This is a genomic window from Sphingomonas sp. 2R-10, from assembly GCF_030062225.1.
Classification (GTDB): Bacteria; Pseudomonadota; Alphaproteobacteria; order Sphingomonadales; family Sphingomonadaceae; genus Sphingomonas.
In genome coordinates this window covers 88,047-108,599 of record NZ_JASCXF010000006.1, presented here as the reverse complement: position 1 = coordinate 108,599, position 20,553 = coordinate 88,047, and the positions used below count along the sequence as shown (strand labels likewise).

The following is a 20,553-nucleotide window of genomic DNA, read 5'->3' as shown; positions in this document are numbered from 1 at the left end:
TGGGATTTTGAACCTCCCCGCTATTCCCACAACTCGATCGAGTTTCGGGAATTGCGTCTGCTGGTCGAATGCCGATCAACGCAGCGCCGCATCGATCTCGCGTACCAGTTCTCCAACGCGACCGCCTTTCAATGGGGCCGCTGGATAGCGCCGGAGGATCTCCGCCACCTGCAACGTGGCGAGGCCAATCAACATCGTCAGATGCAATCCTGCATTGCTCGGGCGTGTGAGTTCGATTGCCCGTACAGCATGAGCAGCCGATCCAAGAATGTGTTTGACCTGGGTCGCTGTAGCCAGCGGGTGCAGGTAGGCAGCGCCAGCGGCTGCAACAGCAGCCCGCGCTGCCTCACTGGCCGCGATTTCACCGTGGTCGGCCGCTTCTCTCGCAGCACGTAGCGCCGACCAAGCCCTATCCCGCAGGAGCTTGGTTCGTTTTGCACCGCCCGCGAACAATTGGGCGGCCTCAATGGCATCGTGCAGCCGCTGATCGTTTGGGTGCAGTTGCTCGAAAACTGGAAGGACAGAATGAGCGCACAGCGCCGCATATCCTGCGACCGCCCGGCAATCGTTCAAACTTAGATCGACCCTCGCAACATCCGCCATAGTTTGGAGATACGCTGGCGTCGGCAAGCATTGAAGCCCGGCCCTTCATGCCCGATCGGGAACGGAGCGCGAGACGGCCGGGGCATTCCCATTGGGATCCCAAGCGGGACTGGCGCGGCCGTCCCGCTGGTCGTTCGTTTTCGAGAATGGCAGAAAGCGTCCGATTGTAGTCATTGGCCTCGCCCCTGCGAGTATGGCAATCAAGCACTATGCCGGACACCGACGCACTTCTTCGCATTGCGTACGACGCAGCAGAAGCTGGAAATTTTGGGCACGCGCGGCGATGCTATGAGGCGGGGGCCGCCCTTGGCGATGGCATGTGTCTTCAAGCCTTGGGATATATGTACGACGTGGGCGAAGGCGTAGTCGCCGACAAAGCCTTGGCGATGAAACTCTACAGGAGGGCTTGGAACGCGGGTGACCACGCGGCTGCCATAAACATCGCGGTGTTATACCGAGCCAAGGGCAATAAGCGGTTGATGTTCCGCTGGTATCAGCGTGTAGCCCATGCGGGTGACGGTAGCGCACAGCTTGAGATGGCGAGATGCTACCTGAGCGGTACGGGGGTGCGAAAAGACGTCACCGCAGCATTAAGGTGCCTCGCCGCCGCAACCGCTTCCGAATACATCACCGAGCACGAACGAGAAGAGGCGCAAGCGATCCTAGTGGCATTGAGACCTCGACCGGTTGAATGACCGGTTGCCACGAGAGCCGGATATTCTCGGAACTCGATCATTTTGGGAGAGGCTTGCCGTCTCGATCGCCGTTTGTTTTAAGAAGCTTATGCGCGCATTGCCGCTGTGGCGCGCTGGCGAGCACTCCGCCGAGCAATTATATAGATCGGCAGCAGGTAGAGCGGCGAGAGCATCCAGATGCCCCAGATGTCCCGTTCTGTTGCCATGCTCGCCAAAGCGAGTGGGAATGTTAGCGCCGCTGCCAGAGACCCCGACAGAATGCCGAACATCATCATGAAGCAGCAGAGAACGCTTGCCGCAGCAATAGCGTTGATTGTGTAGATGCGGACGAGCCACTTGCCCAAAGTGAGCTTACGGTGCTGACGATCTATCATGCTGCATCGTCCATCAAGGCTGCCAGCTTTGCAATGGGCTTTCCCGCTTCACCATCCAGACCGTCCGAAAACTCCCAAGCCAGTTCGGGTTACGCAATTCAAATGCACCTAACTTCCCTTGTCTGGCACAACCGAAAATAGCTCGAAGGTAATACGGGAAAGATATTGCGAGAAGCGCGGACGCATGGGGCCAAACACCGAGTTTTCGGACAGTCTCCATCCCTTTGGGAAACCCACGCCCGTCTCGCTGGCTGTTCGTTTTCGGGAACAAGGGATCGCGTGATGAGGGCGACTGTGCAGCTACACACTTGCAGTCGTCTATCATCGATGTAGGGTGAATAGATGCAACGGCGCCTAACCAACCTTATCGCAATGATTGGCTTACCGGTATTGATCGGGCAGTTTCTATTCGACTGGACAAGCAATGACTTGTCGTCAGCCGCAAGCCATCTTCCCGTTCGGGCATTCCTGATCTTTGCGGTTCTGCTGGCGTGGGCTATCCTCCGTGAACGTCACGAGCGTAAAAAGTAGACCATCCTCTAACGCCCAATTGCGAACATTCAACGGATGGGGCATCTTCGCATAATGAGCGATTTCCATCCTGTAGCAACGCCCATCGGACTGATCGCCGTGGCGGTTATTTGCAGCCTTGTTGCGAAGGACCTCGCGGCTTCTGCGGGGTTCTCACGGCTCGCTTCCATGTCAGTTGGTTTGGCAATTGGTTTCCTCATCATCGGTGTCGTGTTTTTTTGGAGGCGCAGACGGAATAATCCTCCGAAAGTCCGCTAACCGTTACTAATTGCCGTTCCGAATGCCGGCAATCTTCTCAAAATGACTGCCGAAGACGGGTTTCGGGAAGCCGCTGGCGTTCTCGATATGCGATCATCGTGGGAAAGCGCAGGCCGTCTCGCGGGAAGTTAAGCGCGGTCACATTGGCGATGTGCGGCAGCGTTCGGCAAGCTGGAGCGTAGCAAGGTTCAGGTCGAGGTCCGCGATAAGCAGTCCCGCCTGGCCGTATGGCTGATAGGACAGTAGCGTGCCGTCGGGTCTAGCAATCGCCGAGGTGGCTGGCGCGCCATCGCTCGCGCTGTTCACCGATGCGAACCAGCAGTTATTCTCGGCCGCGCGACAAAGCATCGCCTTCTCGTGAAAGGTGTTGTCTGGGTGCGCGAATGTTTCCGGCCGGTAAGAACCCGGCTCGGCAACGTGAGCGAACGGATGAAATACGATCTGCGCGCCACGACGCGCTGCCCAGCGCACCGTCTCCGGGTAGCGCCAGCCTTCGTGGCAAATGACTATGCCGAAGGTCACGTCGTCCGCGGTGAACACGCGCCGCTCACTACCGAAGGCTGGGTAGTGAGCCTCTTCAGACGGATCGAGCTGCCCCTTGTCCTGCCAACCTTGGGTCGATCCGTCTGGATTATAGACCCGCGCGGTGATCTGTAGGCCGTGTTCGGTGGGCCGCTCAGTGCCCAGGATAACCGAGACACCCGCCGACTTAGCCGCGGCACCGACCCTGTCCCACGCGTTTTCAAGAAACGGCAGAGAAGGCGGCGGCAGTGTGTCCGTCTGCCAACGGTAGCCGGGGATGTAGCACTCCGGGAAACAGATGATCTGCACGTCCCGACGCCCCGCTTCGGCGATTGCCTCAACGGCGAGATCCACTGACGCTTCCGGCGTCTCGGCAACGGGAAGGTTGGCAAGGGCGATGCGGCAGTTGCTCATAGCCCTGTATAGCGGTCGGCATCATCTTCGGCCAAGCGCGAGATCGAACCAGATTCCCGCTTCACCATGGTATTTTGGGAATGGCCGGGTTTGGTGGATTGTGTTGAAAAAGGCCGTCTTGCAGTCGTGCTGATGGTTTGATTCAATCTTTGCGAGGTTAGCGGAGACGGGCCGATGATGGGCGAGAGGACGGTGGCGCAGGAGGCGCTGTTCTACAGCTTCAGCCTGGAGCGGCACGTTCCGGCGGGTCACCTGCTCCGATCGATCGACCGGTTCGTGGACCTGTCAGGCATCCGCGAGGAGCTGAAGCCCTTCTACAGCGAGACAGGCCGCCCCTCGATCGATCCGGAGTTGATGATCCGGATGCTCATCATCGGCTATTGCATGGGCATCCGGTCCGAACGACGATTGTGCGACGAGGTGCATCTGAACCTGGCCTATCGCTGGTTCTGCCGGCTGGGGCTGGACGGCGACGTGCCTGACCATTCGACCTTCTCGAAGAACCGGCACGGACGCTTCCGTGACAGCGACCTGTTGCGCCGGTTGTTCGAGACGACGGTCGCGCGCTGCATGGCCGAGGGGCTGGTGGGCGGCGAAGGGTTCGCGGTCGATGCCAGCCTGATCCGCGCGGATGCCAATCGTCAGACCGGCGGCCCGGGCAGCGACGGCCTGGCGCCGGACGCCGACAGCCGTGCGGTACGCGAGTATCTGGCTGTCCTCGACGACGCCGCGTTTGGCGCGGCCACGCCGGTGGTGCCGAAGTATCTGGCGCCGACCGATCCGGCATCACGCTGGACCAGCGCGCATCGCGGGCCGGCCTTCTACGCTTATTCGACCAACTACCTCATCGACCTCGACCACGCCGTCATCATGGACGTGGAAGCGAGCACCGCCGTGCGCCAGGCCGAGGTGACCGCGTGCAAGCGCATGATCGCGCGGGTGCAGGACCGCTTCGGCGTCTGGCCTGAGCGGCTGGCCGCCGACACCGCCTACGGCTCGGCGGAGATGCTGGCCTGGCTCGTCCATGAGCGTGACATCCAGCCGCACATCCCGGTGTTCGACAAGTCCGCCCGCCGCGACGGCACGTTCGAGCGCGACGCCTTCACCTACGACCATGACGACGACAGCTACGTCTGCCCTGGCGGCAAGCGCCTGCGCCCCAGGAACCGCAACTTCGCGACCGCCCGGGGCGATGTCGACCAAGACGGCTTCATCCGCTATCGCGCGCGACAGCAGGACTGCGGCGGCTGCGCCCTGCGACAACGCTGCACGCCCAACATGCCAGCGCGCAAGGTCACCCGCTCGATCCACGAAGGGGCTCGCGACCTCGCCCGCGACATCGCCACTACCGACGCCTACGTCATCTCCGCGTCGCCAGCGGAAGAAGGTCGAGATGCTGTTCGCGCACCTCAAACGCATCCTGAAGCTCGATCGATTGCGCCTGCGCGGTCCAAATGGTGCCAGGGACGAGTTCCACATGGCGGCCACCGCCCAGAACCTCCGCAAGATGGCAAAGCTCATTCCGATGCCGGCGCAGCCACTACCCGCCTGAGCTGGCCAGCGGCTTCCTGCGCAAACCAGCCGCCAACTGTCTCCGCGCCAGACGCCGACTTCTTCAACACAATCGGTGGTTAGCTGCCGTTATCCTGTCGACGTCGATCACGGATTACGGCGACGAAAAGACATCCCGCCGCCACATACAGTGGTATAGCATGCCAAGCTGCGTAAGGCGTTAAAACTACGAGCAAAAAGGCGACTAGGAAGATAACCCCGCCTACTATTTGCCCGTATCGTCTGACCCAGATCATAGGAACGTAATACCTTTAATGCCGTGAGAGGCAATGTCTGCAATTAGCTCATCCGGTCATTCACGATTGGGAACGGCCGCGAAAAGGTCGGGGCTTTTCCACAGGGATGGTGAAAGGGGAATCCGCACTCCCTCGTTTCACGACGTGCTGGCCGCGCTTATATCGGCTTTAACCATCATAGTCCCATAGGTTTCGGCAAATATTGACGGGGGTGTATGATGCAAATTTCGGGAGTGGGCGGGGGAGCATCGTCCTATTTGCTTCAGCAGAAGCGTGTCAGCGGGCAAGCTCAGCAGTTCGACAACCTCATTGCTGCCGCTGCCGCGAACAGCGAAGAGAAGGTAGACGCGTCATCCTCGACTGCCCAAACATCCGGCGCCACGGCGAGCAAGCCGGATTTTCGGTCTATGACGCCCGAGCAATTCCGGTCCGAGGTCAAAGGGATGTACGATCGTGGAGAGATCGGCGCCGACACCTTTTTCTCAGGTGTGACGCTCAGAACCTATAGCCAAGATGAGTCTAGCTTCGGATATGTGGGCGGCGGCAAGTTCGACTATGTAAGCATCTTCCAAGACGCCAAACGCTTCGCCGCCAGCCATGCCGGCCAATACGACTCCAAGGCTGAAACGAGGAATTACGATACCATTCTCAATATGATGGCACGTTAGCCCCACCTCGCAGAACAGCGGGGATTCTACCTTCCCATTGGGATGGTCAAACTGGACTGTTTGACCGGGGGACTTGCTGGACCGCGCTTGGGAGACGCCCTTCCGGACGCACTTCCAACAACCACCAATCTGGTGGCGCACCGTACCTCAATGGAACGGCTCCTGAGCCAATTCCCCCTGTCACGACAATGGTATGTGACTGCTCTTTGACTATACCGCAGATAAGTGCTGAATTATAGTACCGTCGCCAGAACATTTGACCGCAATGAGTATGTCCGGCGAGCAATAGGGGAACGCTTCGCGGCAAATCTGAGGATAAGCTCGGGGCGTGGGTGAGAGCGATCGGAACACCACCGATCTTTTCAGCTTGCCGCATTGAGCGAGCAATATCATCGTGATTTGAGAAGCGATCATCGATCCCAACGATCGCTAGTGCGCCTACACGAGCGGCCTCGTTTTCGAGCACTACCACCCCGGCCTTCCGGAGATTTGACCGTATTGCAGCGGCATCTGTCCAATGATCGTGGTTGCCCAAGACGGCAAAGATGCCGTCTCGCGCTCGTAGATTGATAAGGGGTGCGAGGTCGAGCGCCCGAGCAGCGGTTCCCTCGGAACTTTCGCCAATTACGAAATCACCCGCGAGAAGCACGATGTCGGGGTGGCTCGCGTTAACCTCCGAAACAATGTGCCCTAATCGTTCGCGCGTCATCACGAAATTGCCGACATGTACATCTGAAAGCAGGGCTATTCGCACAGGTTTCGACTGCTTGGGCAATGCCGCAAGCTGAATGTCCGCAGTGCGCTTTATGGGGTCCGACAAGGCGTTGTGAACGCCAACGCAGCCGGCGACTAGGAACACCAAGCCTGTCATCACGGTCACAAGTATCATTTTGTGATAGCGCCAAGGCATATCCCGCTCCGTGTTGGGCAAGGGTGCTTGATAGGCGAATTTGGCGATGTGAGGAATGGCGGAGGATGTGGTCGCTAGTGCCCATCTGGCATTCCCGATTGGGAACGACGATCGAGCCGGCTACGGCTTTCCCAGAAGGATGCTGAAATGGGAAGCGGACGCCCATGCCCCCTCTGGAAGCGTGTTGCTACGACCATGCTGCCCGGCCATGAAGTGGCATGACTGCTGTTCCGCTCGGCCCGATCGTTCCCGAAGCCATCCGCCCCCTGCCGGCATTCGAGTGCCACGCCGGCAAAGCCGTTACGCTCGAACCACTCTCCACCCGGCACGTCGATGAATTGTGGGAGGCTGCCCAAGCGGCAGACGTGTCGTGGGCCTATCTGAAATATGGACCATTCCCGACCAAGGAAGACATGGACGCGCACGTCACGCGGATTAGTGGCCTTGAACAGCAGCCCTTCTTCGCGGTCATTCCGGTATCCAGCGGCAAGGCCGAAGGGTGGGCGTCGTTCTGTGATATTGCACCTGCCGATGCGGCGATCGAGATCGGGAGCATCTGGCTATCGCCCCGGCTGCAACGCACCCGCGCCGCCACGGAAGCTATTTTCCTGATGATGCAGCACGCTTTCGCACTCGGCTATCATCGGGTCGTTTGGCGCTGCAACGCGCTGAACGCAGCATCCATGTGCGCTGCGCGAAGATTTGGCTTCACCTATGAAGGAACTTGGCGCGGTGACGGTATCGTGAAGGGACGCCGGCGCGATACGGCCTGGTTCTCGATCGTAGAACCGGAATGGCTGGCACAACACGCACTATTCGAAGCATGGCTGAATGATAGCAATTTCGACGCGGATGGCGTCGCTCTCAAGCCCTTGTCGCCGAACATCTGAAGAAGGGGCGCTTTCCCACTATGATGGTGAAACGGGAATGTCTAGGTCGGGTGGAAAGCCGACGTTGACCAGCTGACGCTTTCTGCTGACAAATGGGGCATAATGATACGTACACTGATCGCCCCTGTAGCCTTCGTCTCCATCGCACTGGCGAGTTGGGCTGCTGAGGAGCAGCAGTCGACAATCGCTATGGAACTTCCGATGGCGGAGCTACAGGCAAGCCATACCGCCGCGAATGTGCCGCCCGACGCCACCTTCATGACCACCTTGCGACGTGATGTTCTAGCTTATCTTGCCGCAAATCGTTTCCCGTCGAAGAGCGTAGACATAGAGCTACTTCGAAAGGGAGCAACACAAAGCGGGGCCTCGTATCCTAAGTACTATGTTTGGATACGTGCGACTGAGCTGCTGCCAGTTCCGCGGACACGAGGTTAAGCTACCTGCGCTTGCCGCTCGAAGTCCATGGGGCTGAGATAGCCCAGGGTAGAGTGGCGTCGCGTCGGATTGTAGAAGCGCTCGATGTAGTCGAACACATCTGCCTTCGCGTGATTGCGCGTGCGGTAGGTTTTACGACCTATCCGCTCGGTCTTCAGCGAGGAGAAGAAGCTCTCCATCGCCGCGTTGTCCCAGACGTTGCCGGACCGGCTCATCGAGCAGGTCACGCCGTTGTCAGCCATCAGCCGTTGGAACTTCTCGCTCGTATATTGGCTGCCTTGGTCCGAGTGGTGCAGCAGGGCGTCGGGCTTTCCGCGCCGCCAGATCGCCATCATCAGCGCGTCGGTGACAAGCTGGGCGGCCATGGTGTCGCTCATCGACCAGCCAACGACCCGGCGCGAGAACAAGTCGATGACGACGGCGACGTATAGCCACCCTTCCGCGGTCCAGATGTAGGTGAAGTCGGCGATCCACTTCTGGTTTGGCGCCTCGGCCGTGAACTGGCGGTCGAGGAGGTTGTCGGCGATGATGGACCGCAGACCGTCGTCCTTCGGCAGACCACGACGCCGGGGCCGAGCCTTCAGGCCATGAACACGCATCAGCCGCTCGACACGATGCAAGCCGCATGAGAGGCCTTCGGCCAGAAGGTCGTGCCAGACGCGGCGTGCACCGTACGTCCGATAGCTGGAGATGAAGCTGGCCCGGACCCTCGCCCCGAACTCCTCATCGCTCCGGGCACGGGTACTGGGTGCCCGAACCAGCCAGGCATGAAAGCCGCTGCGCGAAACACCGAGCGCTTCGCAGATCCACGACACCGGCCAGATCCCTCGGTGCTTCGCGATGAACTCGAACCTCATATCGAGTCCCTGGCGAAGTAGGCCGCCGCTTTTTTTAGGATGTCGCGCTCGGCCTTCATCCTGGCCAACTCGCGGCGTAGCCGCTCGATCTCCTGCTGCTCGGGCTTCATCACGCCATGGCCGGGAAACGCCGACCCCGGGTCCGCCGCCTGCTCCCGCACCCAATTGCGCAGCACGTTCTCGTGCAGGTCCAGATCGCGTGCCGCCTGCGATACAGATACCCCGCGTTCCCGAACCAGCTTCACCGCCTCCAGCTTGAACTCACGGCTGAACTTCCGTCGTTGCATCTCCATCCTCCGGTTCCGAAAAACACCCTATCTCGGTGTCCACGAAACCGGCAGCAGCTCAAACCTCGTTATGCCGAACCAATGACGCTCAGCAACATTCAGGCCCGCTTAGCGGAGATCCTCGCTGCCGAAGCAACACGTCCGGTGGACTGGGCTGCCGTTGATCGCCTTTGCGAGGAGCTTGACCATCAGCTTGAAGCATCCGGGGAGGACGTGCCAGAGATCGTGGCTCATTTCCTTTGTGACAGCGATATTCGTGCTCGTGACGCGCGCTATGGTGACGCTCAGCGCGACGCTATCCGCACTTATCTGACCACCGGTGATTATTTCGACGGTGTTGCTGTGCCTAGGTGGGGGTGCTTGGTGCTGTTGGTAGTTGCCGCGGCGCTATTCGTGTGGGCGCTGACTTAGCTGGCGTCTGGAATTGGGCGCTTCCGACCGGTCCGCTTCCCCGCCCAAATTAGCTAATTGGCTTTCGGGTGATCGGGTCGGCTCGATCGCTTCGTAACGGCGAGGCATGGTAGGAAACGGACATTACACCGGACGCTCACTGATCGCATATCAAGAACGGCAGCGGCTTCCCAAAATCCGTCTTCGGCAGTCATTTCGAGAAGATTGTCGGCATTTGGTAACGGTTAGCGGGCTTTCGGGAGATTATTCCGTCTACGCCTCCAAAAAAGCACGACACCGATAATCAGGGAGCCAATCGACAAACCAACTGACATGGAAGCGAGCCGTGAGAACCCCGCAGAAGCCGCGAGGTCCTTCGCAGCGAGGCTGCAAATAACCGCTACGGCGATCAGTCCGATAGGCGTTGTTATAGGATGGAAATCACTCATTTTGCGAAAATGGGTCTGCTTTTTACGCTCATGGCGCTCACGGAGGATAGCCCACGCCAGCAGAACCGCAAAGACCAGAAGTGCCCGAACGGGAAGATGGCTTGCGGCTGACGGCAAGTCATTGCTTGCCCAGTGGAATAGAAACTGCCCGATCAATACCGGCAAGCCGATCATTGCAATAAGGTTGGTTAGGCGCCGTTGCATCTATTCACCCTAGATCGATGATGGACGACTGCAAGTGTGGGAATGCTTGGATTTGGTGGGTCGTCCCCGCTTGCGCGCGTGATGCGCGCGAAATGGGTAGCCAATAGCCCTTTATGAATGACGAACGATCCTGAAACCGATGTATGTCGCAACCGCTAACACACCGCCGATCACCCCGAGGGTGCTCGGGGTTAGATACATATCTGAGATCACGAAGGATAACGTCCACCTCGTTGGTGGCGAAGGGTTGGCCGGGTCGATCATCGCTGCATGAGTGCGAATTGGAATCAGGGAGAAAATCAGCCCAGCGGTGATGACGACAAGTATTCCGAGCTTCCACCACATACGATCAATCGGCTCCGTCTGCTATCGAGCAGGCTGGCTGAAGCTCGCTACGTTCGCAAGTAGGCGCTTCAAGGCATTCCCGTTTGGGAACGGCCAGCGAGACGGCGGGGGCGTTCCCATTGGGATGGTCGATCGGGAAACGAAAGGGCTTCTCAAACCCATTGCGTGCGGGCGTGAGAAAGGCAGCTTCTATCCTGTCGTAGATTTTGCAACCTCGATCAGCTATGGACGCTTCGTTCAGCGATTCATGGGAAGGAGGGCGATGATGACCGATCAGTTCACGCCCACCCGTGGAGTAACGCTCGTCGGTGGCCTCCTCCGTCACTGACGCTCCGGTCGCAAGCAAGGCCGGTATCGCTAATCGCTGACACGAGGACCGCGCGCTAACGCGCGGATGCATTTCCCATGTTCGAAGACGAATACGACGACGAGGATCGTTTCCCGCGCGCCAACGTGCTGCGGCAGGTTCTGGCATTCACCTTCCGGCTATGGAGGCGAACGCCGTGGCTGACGACAGGCTGTGCGGCCGCGATGCTGCTTGCGACCCTGACCGAGGTGTTCGTGCCGTTCTACGCCGGCACGATGATCGACGCGGTGAGCGGCGGCGATGCCGCCAGTGCATGGCGCGAGTTCGCGATCATCGCCGCGCTCGGCGGGGCGATGGTCGTCCTGCGCCATCTGGGCTGGTGGGCGATTACGCCGCTGACGCTGAACATGATGCGCGACGTGACGCAGGAGGCGTTCGCGCGCGTCCAGCGGCTCGCCACCGACTGGCACGCCAATGCCTTTTCCGGCTCCACCGTCCGGCGGATCACGCGCGGCATGTGGGCGCTCGACACGCTGAACGACGTACTGCTGCTCTCGCTGCTGCCGTCGCTGACCGTGCTGGTCGGCACGGTCGCGCTGCTCGCGCTGCACTGGCCGGTGCTGGGCGCGATCATGGGGGTGGGCGCGCCCTCCTATATCGTCCTGACGGTCGTGCTGGCGACGCGTGTACTGGCACCGATCGCGCGCCTGTCGAACCAGTGGGACACGAGGATGGGCGGCGTGCTGGCCGATGCCATCGGCACCAACGCGGTGGTGAAGGCTTTCGGCGGCGAGGCGCGCGAGGAAGCGCTGCTCGCGACGGTCGTTGCCAAATGGCGCAGGCGCACTCTGCGAACCTGGATGGCGTTCACCTGGGCGGGATCGGGCGAACTCGCGCTACTGTGGGCAATCCGCATCGTGGCGACCGGCGGAGCGCTATGGCTATGGTCGCGGGGCGACGCCAGCGCGGGCGACATGGCCTATGTCATCACCAGCTACCTGGTGCTGAACGGCTACCTTCGGGACATCGGGCAATATGTCCACCAGCTCCAGCGTGCGGTGAACGAGATGGAGGAGCTGGTTCAGCTCCATGACGAGCCGATGGGCGTCGCCGATCGCGCCGACGCGCGTCCGATCTGCATCGATGCCGGCGCGATCCGCTTCGAGGATGTCGGCTTCCGCTATGCCGGGCAGGATCGGTCGCTCTACGCGCATCTGTCCGTCACCATCCCGTCGGGCCAGCGGGTCGGCCTGGTGGGGCCGTCGGGTTCGGGCAAGACCAGCTTCGTCAGGCTGATTCAGCGCCTCTACGATGTCGACGACGGCCGGGTCACGATCGACGGTCAGGACGTGGCACACGTGACGCAGGCATCGCTCCGGCGGCAGGTGGCGATCGTTCCGCAGGAGCCGGTGCTGTTCCACCGCTCGCTGGCCGACAATATCGCATACGGCCGCCCCGGCGCGACGCAGGCGGAGATCGAGCGGGCCGCGCGGCTTGCCAACGCGCACGATTTCATCGCCGCATTGCCGAGAGGCTATCGCACGCCGGTCGGCGAGCGCGGCGTGAAGCTGTCGGGCGGTGAGCGTCAACGGGTCGCCATCGCCCGCGCGTTCCTTGCCGATGCCCCGATCCTGATCCTGGACGAAGCAACCTCCAGCCTCGATTCCGAGAGCGAGGCGGCGATCCAGCAGGCGATGGAGCGGCTGATGGTCGGCCGCACCACGATCGTCATCGCGCACCGGCTCTCGACGGTTCGCGCGCTGGATCGCATCCTCGTGTTCGCAGGAGGCCGGATCGTCGAGGACGGCACGCATGACGAACTGCTCCTCGCTGACGATGGCCACTACCGCCGGCTGTTCGAGCGGCAGGCCGGGACCACGGCGCCGGAGATTATGGCCTGAGCGGGCTTGGGGGTGGGGCACATTCCCAATGGGATCCTCGTGGGAAAGCGCCGGCCGCCTCGCGGGGAGCTAATTGCGGTCACATTGGCGATGTGCGGCAGCGTTCGGCAAGCTGGAGCGTGGCAAGGTTCAGGTCGAGGTCCGCGATAAGCAGTCCCGCCTGGCCGTATGGCTGATAGGACAGTAGCGTGCCGTCGGGTCTAGCAATCGCCGAGGTGGCCGGCGCGCCATCGCTCGCGCTGTTCACCGATGCGAACCAGCAGTTATTCTCGGCCGCGCGACAAAGCATCGCCTTCTCGTGAAAGGTGTTGTCTGGGTGCGCGAATGTTTCCGGCCGGTAAGAACCCGGCTCGGCAACGTGAGCGAACGGATGAAATACGATCTGCGCGCCACGACGCGCTGCCCAGCGCACCGTCTCCGGGTAGCGCCAGCCTTCGTGGCAGATGACTATGCCGAAGGTGACGTCGCCCGCGGTGAAAACGCGCCGCTCACTACCGAAGGCTGGGTAGTGAGCTTCTTCAGACGGATCGAGCTGCCCCTTATCCTGCCAACCTTGGGTCGATCCGTCTGGATTATAGACCCGCGCGGTGATCTGTAGGCCGTGTTCGGTGAGCCGCTCGGTGCCCAGGATAACCAAGACACCCGCCGACTTAGCCGCGGCACCGACCCTGTCCCAAGCGTTTTCAAGAAACGGCAGAGAAGGCGGCGGCAGTGTGTCCGACTGCCAGCGGTAGCCGGGGATGTAGCACTCCGGGAAACAGATGATCTGCACGCCCCGACGCCCCGCTTCGGCGATTGCCTCAACGGCGGATTCCACTGACGCCTCCGGCGTCTCGGCAACGGGGAGGTTGGCAAGGGCGATGCGGCAGTCGCTCATAGCCCTGTATAGCGATCTGCATCATCTTCGGCCAAGTGCGAGATCGAACCAGATTCCCGCTTCACCATGCCGAAAGGGGAAAGCCGGCCCGCCCGCGGTGCTTGCCGTATCGATCCGCGAGCGCAATGAACGGTCTATGCCTGAACCCACGCTCATTCGAATAGCTGCCGCCCTGATCGATGACGGCAAAGGCCGAACGCTTCTGGTCCGCAAAGCCGGCACCAAGTGGTTCATGCAGGCGGGCGGAAAGATCGAGGCGGGGGAAAGTCCGCTCGACGCCCTCTGCCGCGAGCTGCACGAGGAAATTGGCCTCTCCATCGACCATGTGACGGCTCGGCATCTTGGCTGCTTTACCGCTCCGGCTGCAAACGAGCCGGGGCGATCGGTTGAGGCAGAGCTGTTCCATGTCCGGATCGCACATGATCCGGCACCCAGCCTCGAAATCGAAGAGGCCGTCTGGGCGGATAAGGCGACGGCGGAGGCGATGCCACTTGCCCCGCTGACGAGGGACCATGTGCTGCCGTTGTTTTCTGCGCTGACCGCAGGCGCATGACGCTCTCCAAGGTGCTGGTCAGCGCCTGTCTCCTAGGGAGACCGGTGCGATACAATGGTTCGGCGAAAACGCTGGAGAATGCGCTGCTGGATCACTGGGTCAGCGAAGGCCGTGTCGTATCGGTCTGCCCGGAGGTGATGGCTGGATTACCGACGCCTCGCCCCCCAGCGGAGATAGCGAATGGGGAGGGCGGCGCGGCGGTAATCCAGCGCGGCGGCCACATCGTCGAGGCGGATGGCAACGACGTGACCGAAGCCTATCTCGTCGGGGCGCGGATCGCCCTTGCACATGCTGTCCGGCACGATTGCCGATACGCGCTCCTGACCGATGGCAGCCCATCGTGCGGGGGCAACTTCATCTACGACGGCACCCTCAAGGGCCGACGCATTGATGGCGAGGGGGTGACTGCCGCCCTCCTTCGCCAGCACGGCATCACTGTGTTCACGCAGACCGAGATTTCGTCTCTGGCTGCGGTGCTGGGCGGTTGAAGCAGGCGCTCACGCTTTCGACGCCGCTTTCCCGATAGGATGGTGAAACGGGAATCACCGGTGGAGCTGCCCGAAGTCGATCTATAGATGTAGGCGCTCGCAATCCGAGCGGCTTCTGCTCGCAAACGGCGCGAATTTAGGCTCAAATTAGGTGACAACGGGCGGGCCGTAGTGCCCACTTTAAATGACAATGTGCTCGCCATCATCCGCGCCTGCTTGCAAACGGCGGTGACCTGCTCACGCTTTTTGCCATGGCAGTACTTATGAAGTTCCGCTCGTCAGCGGGCACGCTGGCTATACTCCATCCCACCACAAGGAGCCGCTGGATCGTTGACGCCGGCTTTGGTGATGACCCGAACTGTCCGGCCTAAGAGGTAAGCTGCCTTATCGGCATCTGCCGACCTCGCATCCTTGTAGGAGATCAGAAGGGTATTGTTGCCGATCCATCGAACATTCACCCCATAAGCACAGTCACTGCGGCCGGCCCCGTAGAAACCAGCTACAGAATGGCTCCACCGCAAAGGCCAGTTACGGGCGATATCAACTTCATAACCGAAGTCAGTCGTGGCACCGCCGTTGGTTTCCGTGACGCTGGCAACTAAACTACCGTCAGGCGAGTCCACCTGCGTAACCACTACCCGCGAAACGCAGGTGCCTAACAGCAGGCATATGCACAGAATACAGCCGAGTATCGCAACACCGAAACAGCCTTTTCGCCCGAGTTGGGGAGGTTGGTACGCCGTCGTATTACTCATCTTGGGCTGCCCGTGGCTGACTTCTGGAAGCATTCAGGGCTCAAGCGGCTCGGGCTTTGGCTCGGAAGAAGGTCGTTTCCGGCCCAATGAGATCGGGGTCGACGCCGCTCTCCTCGGCAGCCAGTTGCTGGATGATGCGCCATATATCGGGGCCGGTGAGGCGCGCGCCATCGCGGGCCAGCCTGCCACGGTTCTGCTCCGTCACCAGGCGCGCCAGATCGCCGAGGGTTTCGCATCCGTGTGGCAGCCGTCGACGGTCAAAGGGCCGCAACCACAGCCCCGCGTAGGCGGTCGCTCCAGCGGCAAAAATGCGAAGGGGCGGCGCCCAGGTCGTGAAGGCGAGGATCGCGACCGCGATGGCGAAGCAGAGACCACCGGCGATCCCCGGCCAACCGGCCCGCGTCGACGGCATCTTCAGGTCGGTGTCGGCTTCCAGGTCGGTGAACGCCTGGCGCAGCTTGTCGCCTATCAGCGGCGCTAACGGCTCATCCGGTCCGACGCGCCGGCCAAGTCCGAGCGCGCGTCGAAGCCTGTAGAACGTCATCTGGGTGGCGCACGTCGTGCCGCCCCCGCCATGAGCGGCAACATGCGAGACGACATGGTCACGCACCTCGCCGAACCTCGTCCACGGCAGGTTGGAGCGCAGACGAAGGTCGAAGGTGCGCTCGATCGCGAGGAAGAAATCGGTGTCGTCACCGTCACCCGTCCAGCCAACCGTATCGAGCGCCTGCATGAACCCTGCTCCTCGGCGGTTCTGCAAAACGACCGTTTCTGACGAGCCGGTCGCATTGCCTACCTGGCAACGTAAATCTGCGGGCCGGGCTTTGTCAAAACTGTTCTGGAAACCCGCTTCGCAAAACGGTATGCCTGCGACGGGTTTGGAGAAGATCGGACGCCCATGCGGGTCGGCTATGCCAGGGTCAGCACCAGCGACCAGAATCCCGAGCTTCAGCTCGACGCACTACGCCGTGCCGGCTGCGACCGGGTATTCACCGAAAAGGCGTCCGGCGCGCGTGATGACCGGCCCGAGCTGGCGCGCATCCTGGAAGACGTGCTGCGTGCCGGCGACACGCTGGTCGTCTGGAAGCTCGACCGCCTCGCCCGTTCCCTCAAAAAGCTGATCGCCACGGCCGAGGAACTGGAGCGGGAACAGATCGGGCTGGTGTCGCTGACCGAGAGTATCGACACGACCACGCCGGGCGGGATGCTCACCTTTCATGTGTTCGGCGCGATCGCGCAGTTTGAACGCGCCCTGATCCGCGAGCGGACCACCGCCGGGCTGGTGGAAGCGCGCCGGCAAGGCCGCAAGGGCGGACGTCCGTCGGTCATGCGCCCGAGCGACGTCACCGCGGCCCGCGCCATGATGAAGGAGGGCACGCTCCCGGTGCGCGACATCGCCAAGCGCATGGGTGTGTCGGTCGCCACCCTCTACCGCTATGCCGGCAAGCGCGGCAGCGGCGTACCGGCCAAGGAGCCTGTCGCAGCCCATGGCTGACCGGGCGAAGCGACCGCCCGGAGAGGCGCTGGTCGACCTTCGCCGACGATTGTCGCTGTTGCCGCCACGCGATCCCGGTCGCACCGAGATCGTTGCCCGTGCGGCCGAGGCTTACGGCATCTCGATCTCGACGCTGTACCGGGCGCTGCGCGAGCTGAACCGGCCCCGGTCGGTGCGCCGGTCCGACCACGGTGCGACGCGGGTCGCGCCGCAGGCGGAGATGGAACGCTACGCCGAGATCGTCGCCGCGCTGAAGATCAGAACCACCAACAAGAAGGGCCGGCACGTCTCAACCGCCCGTGCCATCGAGTTTCTGGAAACTGATGGCGTCGAGACGCCGGAGGGTCTGGTCAAGGTCGCGCCCGGCCTGCTGAAGCGGGCGACCATCGACCGGCTGCTCCGCTCGTCGGGGCTGGACTATGCCCGTGTCACTCGCCCGCACGCGGCCGTGCGCTTCCAGGCACGACGATCCAACGAGCTGTGGCACTTCGACATGAGCCCGTCCGACCTCAAACAGGTCGAGGCACCGCTATGGATCGAACAGGGTCGCGGCAAACCGACGCTCATGCTGTTCTCCGTCGTCGATGACTGCTCGGGCGTGGTCTATCAGGAATATCGCAGCGTCTATGGCGAGGACGCCGAGTCCGCGCTGCGCTTCCTGTTCAACGCCTTCGCCGCCAAGCCCGAACCCGAGCTGCCGTTTCAAGGCCTGCCGGTCACGCTCTACATGGACAACGGCCCGGTCAGCCGGTCGCGCGTGTTCCAGTCGGTGATGGGCAGCCTGGGCATTCGCGTTCTCACCCACCTGCCGCCGAAGCAGGACGACCGGCACACCGCGGCCCGCGCCAAGGGCAAAGTCGAGCGACCGTTCCGCACCGTGAAGGAGGTGCACGAGACGCTTTACCACTTCCACAAGCCGAAGGACGAAGGGGAAGCCAATCTGTGGATGCGCCGCGCGCTGGTTACCTACAATAACGGCGGCCATCGCTCCGAGCCACACGCCCGGATCGAGCACTGGCTGCGCCACTTGCCCGGCGAGGGCGTGCGCGCCATGTGCTCGTGGGAGCGGTTCTGCGCCTTCGCGCGCGAGCCTGAGCGGCGCACCGTCGCGGGCGACGCGACCGTCTCGGTCGAGGGTGCCTCCTACGAAGTCGAACCAGAGCTGGCCGGTGAGACGGTGACGTTGCTCTGGGGCCTGTTCGACCAGCAGCTTTTCGTTGAGCATGGCGGCAAGCGGTACGGCCCCTACGAGCCGTCGCGCGGCGCGGTGCCGCTCTACCGCTACCGCAAATACCAGAAGAGCCGCGCCGAGGAGCGGCTCGACAAGGTGGTCCGGCTCGCCGACCAGCTCGGGCTGCCCCGTGCGACCGTGACGGGCGGCGATCGGCCGCTGCCATCACTGCCGCCCTCGACCGCCGGGCTTGCGGTACGGCAGAGCCCTTTTCCTGAACCGGCGATCGAGACGGCGTACCCGACCGGGCTCGCGGCACGTCACGCTATCGTCGACCAGCTGCGGCGACCGCTCGGTTCCCTGCCCGAGGCGGATCGCACCTTCATCGACGCGCTGCTAGGCGAGACGCTCGACAAGACTATCATCGCCGGCCGCATCCGCGAACGGTTCCAGGCAAGACGGGGGACAAGCTGATGCTTGCCGACGTTCAATCCAGCTACGGGCTCGCCCGCCCGTTTCATGGTGCCGGCAACTTCGAGACCGAGCATCAGCGCAACCTTGTGCGCGAGGTCTGCACGGCCGTGCAGACGGGCCGGCTGATCGTCGTCTCCGGCCTGGTCGGATCGGGCAAAACGCATCTGCTGCGCCGCATCGAGGACGAACTGGTCAGGGCCGGCAAGGTCGCCGTCGCCAAGTCGCTCGCGGTCGACAAGCGTCGCACCTCGCTGCCGTCGCTGATCGAGGCGCTGTTCTACGACCTGTCGCCCGGCGACCGCGCTCAGGTGAAGATCCCCAAGCAGGCTGAACGGCGCGAGCGCGACCTGCGCGACATCATGCGCAAGGGCAAGCGACCGGTCGTGCTGGTGGTCGATGAGGCGCACGACCTCCACCACAAGACGCTGACCGGCCTCAAGCGGCTGATGGAAGTGGTGGCAGATGCCGGCGTGCTGCTGTCGGTCCTGCTCGTCGGCCATCCCCGGCTGCGCAACGATCTGCGCCGCCCGCAAATGGAGGAGATAGGCTACCGCACCACGACGTTTGACTATGAGGGTATTGGTGCCGAGCGACGCGACTATGTCGCCTGGCTGCTCGGCGCCTGCGCAGCCGAGGGGGTGAAGATCGCCGACCTGATGGAAGAAGACGCGATCGACCATATTGCCGAGCGTCTGCGCACCCCGCTCCAGATCGAGATGCACCTGACCCTCGCGTTCGAGCAGGGTTTCCGCCTCGCCGCCAAGCCCGTCACGATCGAGATCGTCGAGCAGGTACTGTCACGCGCGATCGACGATCTCGAACCCACGCTGACGCGCAACGGTTATGATGCCGGCGCGCTCGCCAGCCAGCTTAACACTAGGCCATCCGACGTGCGCGCGTTCCTCGCAGGAACGCTGGACGCGGAGCACACCCGCGAACTGACCGAGCGGCTCCGCGAAGCGGGGGTGCCAATATGACGATGTCGCAAGCCGTTGCACGACATCGATACCTTCTCCAGGTGTGCTTTATCGCGGTCGCATCCACGGTCTGCGTGTTGGTGACAGACGCATTTGCGTTCAGGTCACCGGCCAATCTGGCCTGGATGATCGGACTCCCTGTTGCAGTGGGAATGATCGCGAACGTCGGTTGGGGTCGACGGTGCTTCATGGCCATGACTCTGCTGGGCGTTTCGCTGATCGTCGGGACGTTGGTTGGCGTGAACTTCACCAGCTACGGCTGATGTCCGTCATCGCCTTCCTCGGGCTGGCAGAAAGCGTGAGCAGGCCGACTACGATCGCGAGCAGGTGCGGATGATGGCGAGCACATTGTCATCTAGCACGAGCAGCCCCGCCCGCCCGCTGTCATCCAATCTGAGCAGGAATTCGCTCTGTTTGCGAGCAGAGGCTGCTACAATTGCAAGCGCCTACACCTACATGCCGGCTGACGAACTGGCGGCCGAACTGGCCGATGGCGTAACCTTCAGCGGGATTGAGGTCGGGGCGCGGCTCGCCGGCGTCATGGGCGTGCAGCGCCGGCACAATGTCGATCTCATTCGCCACGCCTATGTCCTTCCCGAATGGCAAGGTCGAGGCGTTGGCTCGCGTCTGCTGAACCATCTATGCCACGGCGCGGACAGGCCGGTCCTGATCGGGACGTGGGCGGCAGCGGATTGGGCAATCCGCTTTTATGAGCGTCACGGTTTCAAGCGTGTGGCGGGCGGTGATATAGCGCCCCTGCTTCGCACTTACTGGAACGCGCCTGGTCGCGAATGACGAAGCGCGCGCAGATGAGGCCGCCCAGCTCTCCGACTATCTCGACCGCCTGACCGAGCAAATCGGGAACACCGAGTGGGGGAACGCGGCAGCGGATCAACTGAGGAAAATGGACCGCTT

At 62.0% G+C, this 20,553-nt stretch carries 21 protein-coding genes and 1 pseudogene; 14 read left to right on the top strand and 8 right to left on the bottom strand.

Going from position 1 to position 20,553, the window contains the following annotated elements; translation table 11 throughout:
* Nucleotides 1–75: 75 nt before the first annotated feature.
* On the bottom strand, nucleotides 76–603 hold the full coding sequence (locus QLH51_RS04470; protein WP_283514340.1) for a putative immunity protein: 528 nt from the start codon (nucleotides 601–603) through the stop codon (nucleotides 76–78).
* 209 nt (nucleotides 604–812) lie between these two features.
* Between QLH51_RS04470 and QLH51_RS04465 the strand changes: the two genes are divergently transcribed.
* Nucleotides 813–1,298, top strand: a complete 486-nt coding sequence (locus QLH51_RS04465; RefSeq protein WP_283514339.1) for a tetratricopeptide repeat protein — start codon at nucleotides 813–815, stop codon at nucleotides 1,296–1,298.
* Between the two features lie 86 nt (nucleotides 1,299–1,384).
* Here the strand turns inward: QLH51_RS04465 and QLH51_RS04460 are convergent, their stop codons facing one another.
* Nucleotides 1,385–1,672, bottom strand: coding sequence for a hypothetical protein (locus QLH51_RS04460; RefSeq protein ID WP_283514338.1), 288 nt, complete (start codon nucleotides 1,670–1,672; stop codon nucleotides 1,385–1,387).
* Nucleotides 1,673–2,257: 585 nt separating this feature from the next.
* On the opposite strand from QLH51_RS04460, the gene QLH51_RS04455 reads away from it, so the two are divergent.
* Nucleotides 2,258–2,461 carry a hypothetical protein gene (locus tag QLH51_RS04455; RefSeq protein WP_283514337.1) on the top strand — a complete coding sequence of 68 codons (204 nt, stop codon included), beginning with the start codon at nucleotides 2,258–2,260 and terminating at the stop codon, nucleotides 2,459–2,461.
* Between the two features lie 138 nt (nucleotides 2,462–2,599).
* On the opposite strand, the gene QLH51_RS04450 is transcribed toward QLH51_RS04455, so the two are convergent.
* Nucleotides 2,600–3,397 (bottom strand): carbon-nitrogen hydrolase family protein, encoded by a 798-nt coding sequence (locus QLH51_RS04450; RefSeq protein ID WP_283514336.1) that lies wholly within the window; start codon nucleotides 3,395–3,397, stop codon nucleotides 2,600–2,602.
* A gap of 174 nt (nucleotides 3,398–3,571) precedes the next feature.
* Here QLH51_RS04450 and QLH51_RS04445 point away from each other — a divergent pair.
* A pseudogene (locus QLH51_RS04445) lies at nucleotides 3,572–4,949 on the top strand (transposase).
* Between the two features lie 471 nt (nucleotides 4,950–5,420).
* Nucleotides 5,421–5,873: a hypothetical protein gene (locus QLH51_RS04440; protein ID WP_283514335.1), complete on the top strand. Its 453-nt coding sequence runs from the start codon at nucleotides 5,421–5,423 to the stop codon at nucleotides 5,871–5,873.
* A 46-nt stretch (nucleotides 5,874–5,919) separates the two neighbouring features.
* Here QLH51_RS04440 and QLH51_RS04435 read toward each other — a convergent pair whose 3' ends face one another.
* Nucleotides 5,920–6,783: a metallophosphoesterase gene (locus QLH51_RS04435; RefSeq protein ID WP_283514334.1), complete on the bottom strand. Its 864-nt coding sequence runs from the start codon at nucleotides 6,781–6,783 to the stop codon at nucleotides 5,920–5,922.
* A 218-nt stretch (nucleotides 6,784–7,001) separates the two neighbouring features.
* On the opposite strand from QLH51_RS04435, the gene QLH51_RS04430 reads away from it, so the two are divergent.
* Nucleotides 7,002–7,673 (top strand): GNAT family N-acetyltransferase, encoded by a 672-nt coding sequence (locus tag QLH51_RS04430; RefSeq protein WP_283514333.1) that lies wholly within the window; start codon nucleotides 7,002–7,004, stop codon nucleotides 7,671–7,673.
* 431 nt (nucleotides 7,674–8,104) lie between these two features.
* On the opposite strand, the gene QLH51_RS04425 is transcribed toward QLH51_RS04430, so the two are convergent.
* Nucleotides 8,105–9,252, bottom strand: a protein-coding gene (locus tag QLH51_RS04425; protein WP_283514379.1) for an IS3 family transposase whose coding sequence is annotated in 2 segments (ribosomal slippage) — nucleotides 8,105–8,991 and nucleotides 8,991–9,252 — 1,149 coding nt in all. Because the reading frame shifts where the segments join, the coding sequence is not laid out codon by codon here.
* 81 nt (nucleotides 9,253–9,333) lie between these two features.
* Here QLH51_RS04425 and QLH51_RS04420 point away from each other — a divergent pair.
* On the top strand, nucleotides 9,334–9,663 hold the full coding sequence (locus QLH51_RS04420) for a hypothetical protein (RefSeq protein ID WP_283514332.1): 330 nt from the start codon (nucleotides 9,334–9,336) through the stop codon (nucleotides 9,661–9,663).
* A gap of 224 nt (nucleotides 9,664–9,887) precedes the next feature.
* Here QLH51_RS04420 and QLH51_RS04415 read toward each other — a convergent pair whose 3' ends face one another.
* Nucleotides 9,888–10,265, bottom strand: coding sequence for a hypothetical protein (locus QLH51_RS04415; protein WP_283514331.1), 378 nt, complete (start codon nucleotides 10,263–10,265; stop codon nucleotides 9,888–9,890).
* Nucleotides 10,266–11,045: 780 nt separating this feature from the next.
* On the opposite strand from QLH51_RS04415, the gene QLH51_RS04410 reads away from it, so the two are divergent.
* Nucleotides 11,046–12,848, top strand: a complete 1,803-nt coding sequence (locus tag QLH51_RS04410; protein WP_283514330.1) for an ABC transporter ATP-binding protein — start codon at nucleotides 11,046–11,048, stop codon at nucleotides 12,846–12,848.
* 79 nt (nucleotides 12,849–12,927) lie between these two features.
* Here the strand turns inward: QLH51_RS04410 and QLH51_RS04405 are convergent, their stop codons facing one another.
* Entirely contained in the window at nucleotides 12,928–13,725 is a 798-nt protein-coding gene (locus QLH51_RS04405) for a carbon-nitrogen hydrolase family protein (protein WP_283514329.1), read from the bottom strand.
* 136 nt (nucleotides 13,726–13,861) lie between these two features.
* On the opposite strand from QLH51_RS04405, the gene QLH51_RS04400 reads away from it, so the two are divergent.
* Both QLH51_RS04400 and QLH51_RS04395 read left to right on the top strand, forming a co-directional pair.
* Complete coding sequence (locus QLH51_RS04400) at nucleotides 13,862–14,278, top strand: NUDIX hydrolase (RefSeq protein WP_283514328.1); 417 nt, start codon at nucleotides 13,862–13,864, stop codon at nucleotides 14,276–14,278.
* The gene (locus QLH51_RS04395; protein WP_283514327.1) at nucleotides 14,275–14,766 is read left to right on the top strand and encodes a DUF523 domain-containing protein; all 492 of its coding nucleotides are present in this window, start codon (nucleotides 14,275–14,277) and stop codon (nucleotides 14,764–14,766) included. The genes QLH51_RS04400 and QLH51_RS04395 overlap by 4 nt, the downstream gene beginning before the upstream one ends.
* Before the next feature lie 795 nt (nucleotides 14,767–15,561).
* Here the strand turns inward: QLH51_RS04395 and QLH51_RS04390 are convergent.
* Complete coding sequence (locus QLH51_RS04390; RefSeq protein WP_283514326.1) at nucleotides 15,562–16,254, bottom strand: hypothetical protein; 693 nt, start codon at nucleotides 16,252–16,254, stop codon at nucleotides 15,562–15,564.
* A 165-nt stretch (nucleotides 16,255–16,419) separates the two neighbouring features.
* On the opposite strand from QLH51_RS04390, the gene QLH51_RS04385 reads away from it, so the two are divergent.
* From QLH51_RS04385 to QLH51_RS04365, 5 genes are all read left to right on the top strand, one after another.
* Nucleotides 16,420–17,016 carry a recombinase family protein gene (locus QLH51_RS04385; RefSeq protein WP_283514325.1) on the top strand — a complete coding sequence of 199 codons (597 nt, stop codon included), beginning with the start codon at nucleotides 16,420–16,422 and terminating at the stop codon, nucleotides 17,014–17,016.
* The gene (locus QLH51_RS04380; RefSeq protein ID WP_283514324.1) at nucleotides 17,009–18,661 is read left to right on the top strand and encodes a DDE-type integrase/transposase/recombinase; all 1,653 of its coding nucleotides are present in this window, start codon (nucleotides 17,009–17,011) and stop codon (nucleotides 18,659–18,661) included. Before QLH51_RS04385 ends, QLH51_RS04380 begins: the two co-directional genes overlap by 8 nt.
* Nucleotides 18,661–19,638: an ExeA family protein gene (locus QLH51_RS04375; RefSeq protein WP_283514323.1), complete on the top strand. Its 978-nt coding sequence runs from the start codon at nucleotides 18,661–18,663 to the stop codon at nucleotides 19,636–19,638. The genes QLH51_RS04380 and QLH51_RS04375 overlap by 1 nt, the downstream gene beginning before the upstream one ends.
* Complete coding sequence (locus QLH51_RS04370) at nucleotides 19,635–19,901, top strand: hypothetical protein (protein WP_283514321.1); 267 nt, start codon at nucleotides 19,635–19,637, stop codon at nucleotides 19,899–19,901. The genes QLH51_RS04375 and QLH51_RS04370 overlap by 4 nt, the downstream gene beginning before the upstream one ends.
* A 70-nt stretch (nucleotides 19,902–19,971) precedes the next feature.
* Complete coding sequence (locus QLH51_RS04365) at nucleotides 19,972–20,433, top strand: GNAT family N-acetyltransferase (RefSeq protein ID WP_336620695.1); 462 nt, start codon at nucleotides 19,972–19,974, stop codon at nucleotides 20,431–20,433.
* Nucleotides 20,434–20,553: the final 120 nt, after the last annotated feature.

Excerpts from the sequence above, each read along its gene's own strand:
- QLH51_RS04385 (WP_283514325.1), top strand. The coding sequence starts at position 16,420 with ATGCGGGTCGGCTATGCCAGGGTCAGCACCAGCGACCAGAATCCCGAG.
- QLH51_RS04470 (WP_283514340.1), bottom strand. The coding sequence starts at position 603 with ATGGCGGATGTTGCGAGGGTCGATCTAAGTTTGAACGATTGCCGGGCG.
- QLH51_RS04465 (WP_283514339.1), top strand. The coding sequence starts at position 813 with ATGCCGGACACCGACGCACTTCTTCGCATTGCGTACGACGCAGCAGAA.
- QLH51_RS04410 (WP_283514330.1), top strand. The coding sequence starts at position 11,046 with ATGTTCGAAGACGAATACGACGACGAGGATCGTTTCCCGCGCGCCAAC.
- QLH51_RS04450 (WP_283514336.1), bottom strand. The coding sequence starts at position 3,397 with ATGAGCAACTGCCGCATCGCCCTTGCCAACCTTCCCGTTGCCGAGACG.
- QLH51_RS04415 (WP_283514331.1), bottom strand. The coding sequence starts at position 10,265 with ATGATCGGCTTGCCGGTATTGATCGGGCAGTTTCTATTCCACTGGGCA.
- QLH51_RS04365 (WP_336620695.1), top strand. The coding sequence starts at position 19,972 with ATGATGGCGAGCACATTGTCATCTAGCACGAGCAGCCCCGCCCGCCCG.
- QLH51_RS04430 (WP_283514333.1), top strand. The coding sequence starts at position 7,002 with ATGACTGCTGTTCCGCTCGGCCCGATCGTTCCCGAAGCCATCCGCCCC.
- QLH51_RS04455 (WP_283514337.1), top strand. The coding sequence starts at position 2,258 with ATGAGCGATTTCCATCCTGTAGCAACGCCCATCGGACTGATCGCCGTG.
- QLH51_RS04460 (WP_283514338.1), bottom strand. The coding sequence starts at position 1,672 with ATGATAGATCGTCAGCACCGTAAGCTCACTTTGGGCAAGTGGCTCGTC.
- QLH51_RS04370 (WP_283514321.1), top strand. The coding sequence starts at position 19,635 with ATGACGATGTCGCAAGCCGTTGCACGACATCGATACCTTCTCCAGGTG.
- QLH51_RS04435 (WP_283514334.1), bottom strand. The coding sequence starts at position 6,783 with ATGCCTTGGCGCTATCACAAAATGATACTTGTGACCGTGATGACAGGC.
- QLH51_RS04375 (WP_283514323.1), top strand. The coding sequence starts at position 18,661 with ATGCTTGCCGACGTTCAATCCAGCTACGGGCTCGCCCGCCCGTTTCAT.
- QLH51_RS04420 (WP_283514332.1), top strand. The coding sequence starts at position 9,334 with ATGACGCTCAGCAACATTCAGGCCCGCTTAGCGGAGATCCTCGCTGCC.
- QLH51_RS04400 (WP_283514328.1), top strand. The coding sequence starts at position 13,862 with ATGCCTGAACCCACGCTCATTCGAATAGCTGCCGCCCTGATCGATGAC.
- QLH51_RS04395 (WP_283514327.1), top strand. The coding sequence starts at position 14,275 with ATGACGCTCTCCAAGGTGCTGGTCAGCGCCTGTCTCCTAGGGAGACCG.
- QLH51_RS04440 (WP_283514335.1), top strand. The coding sequence starts at position 5,421 with ATGATGCAAATTTCGGGAGTGGGCGGGGGAGCATCGTCCTATTTGCTT.
- QLH51_RS04380 (WP_283514324.1), top strand. The coding sequence starts at position 17,009 with ATGGCTGACCGGGCGAAGCGACCGCCCGGAGAGGCGCTGGTCGACCTT.
- QLH51_RS04390 (WP_283514326.1), bottom strand. The coding sequence starts at position 16,254 with ATGCAGGCGCTCGATACGGTTGGCTGGACGGGTGACGGTGACGACACC.
- QLH51_RS04405 (WP_283514329.1), bottom strand. The coding sequence starts at position 13,725 with ATGAGCGACTGCCGCATCGCCCTTGCCAACCTCCCCGTTGCCGAGACG.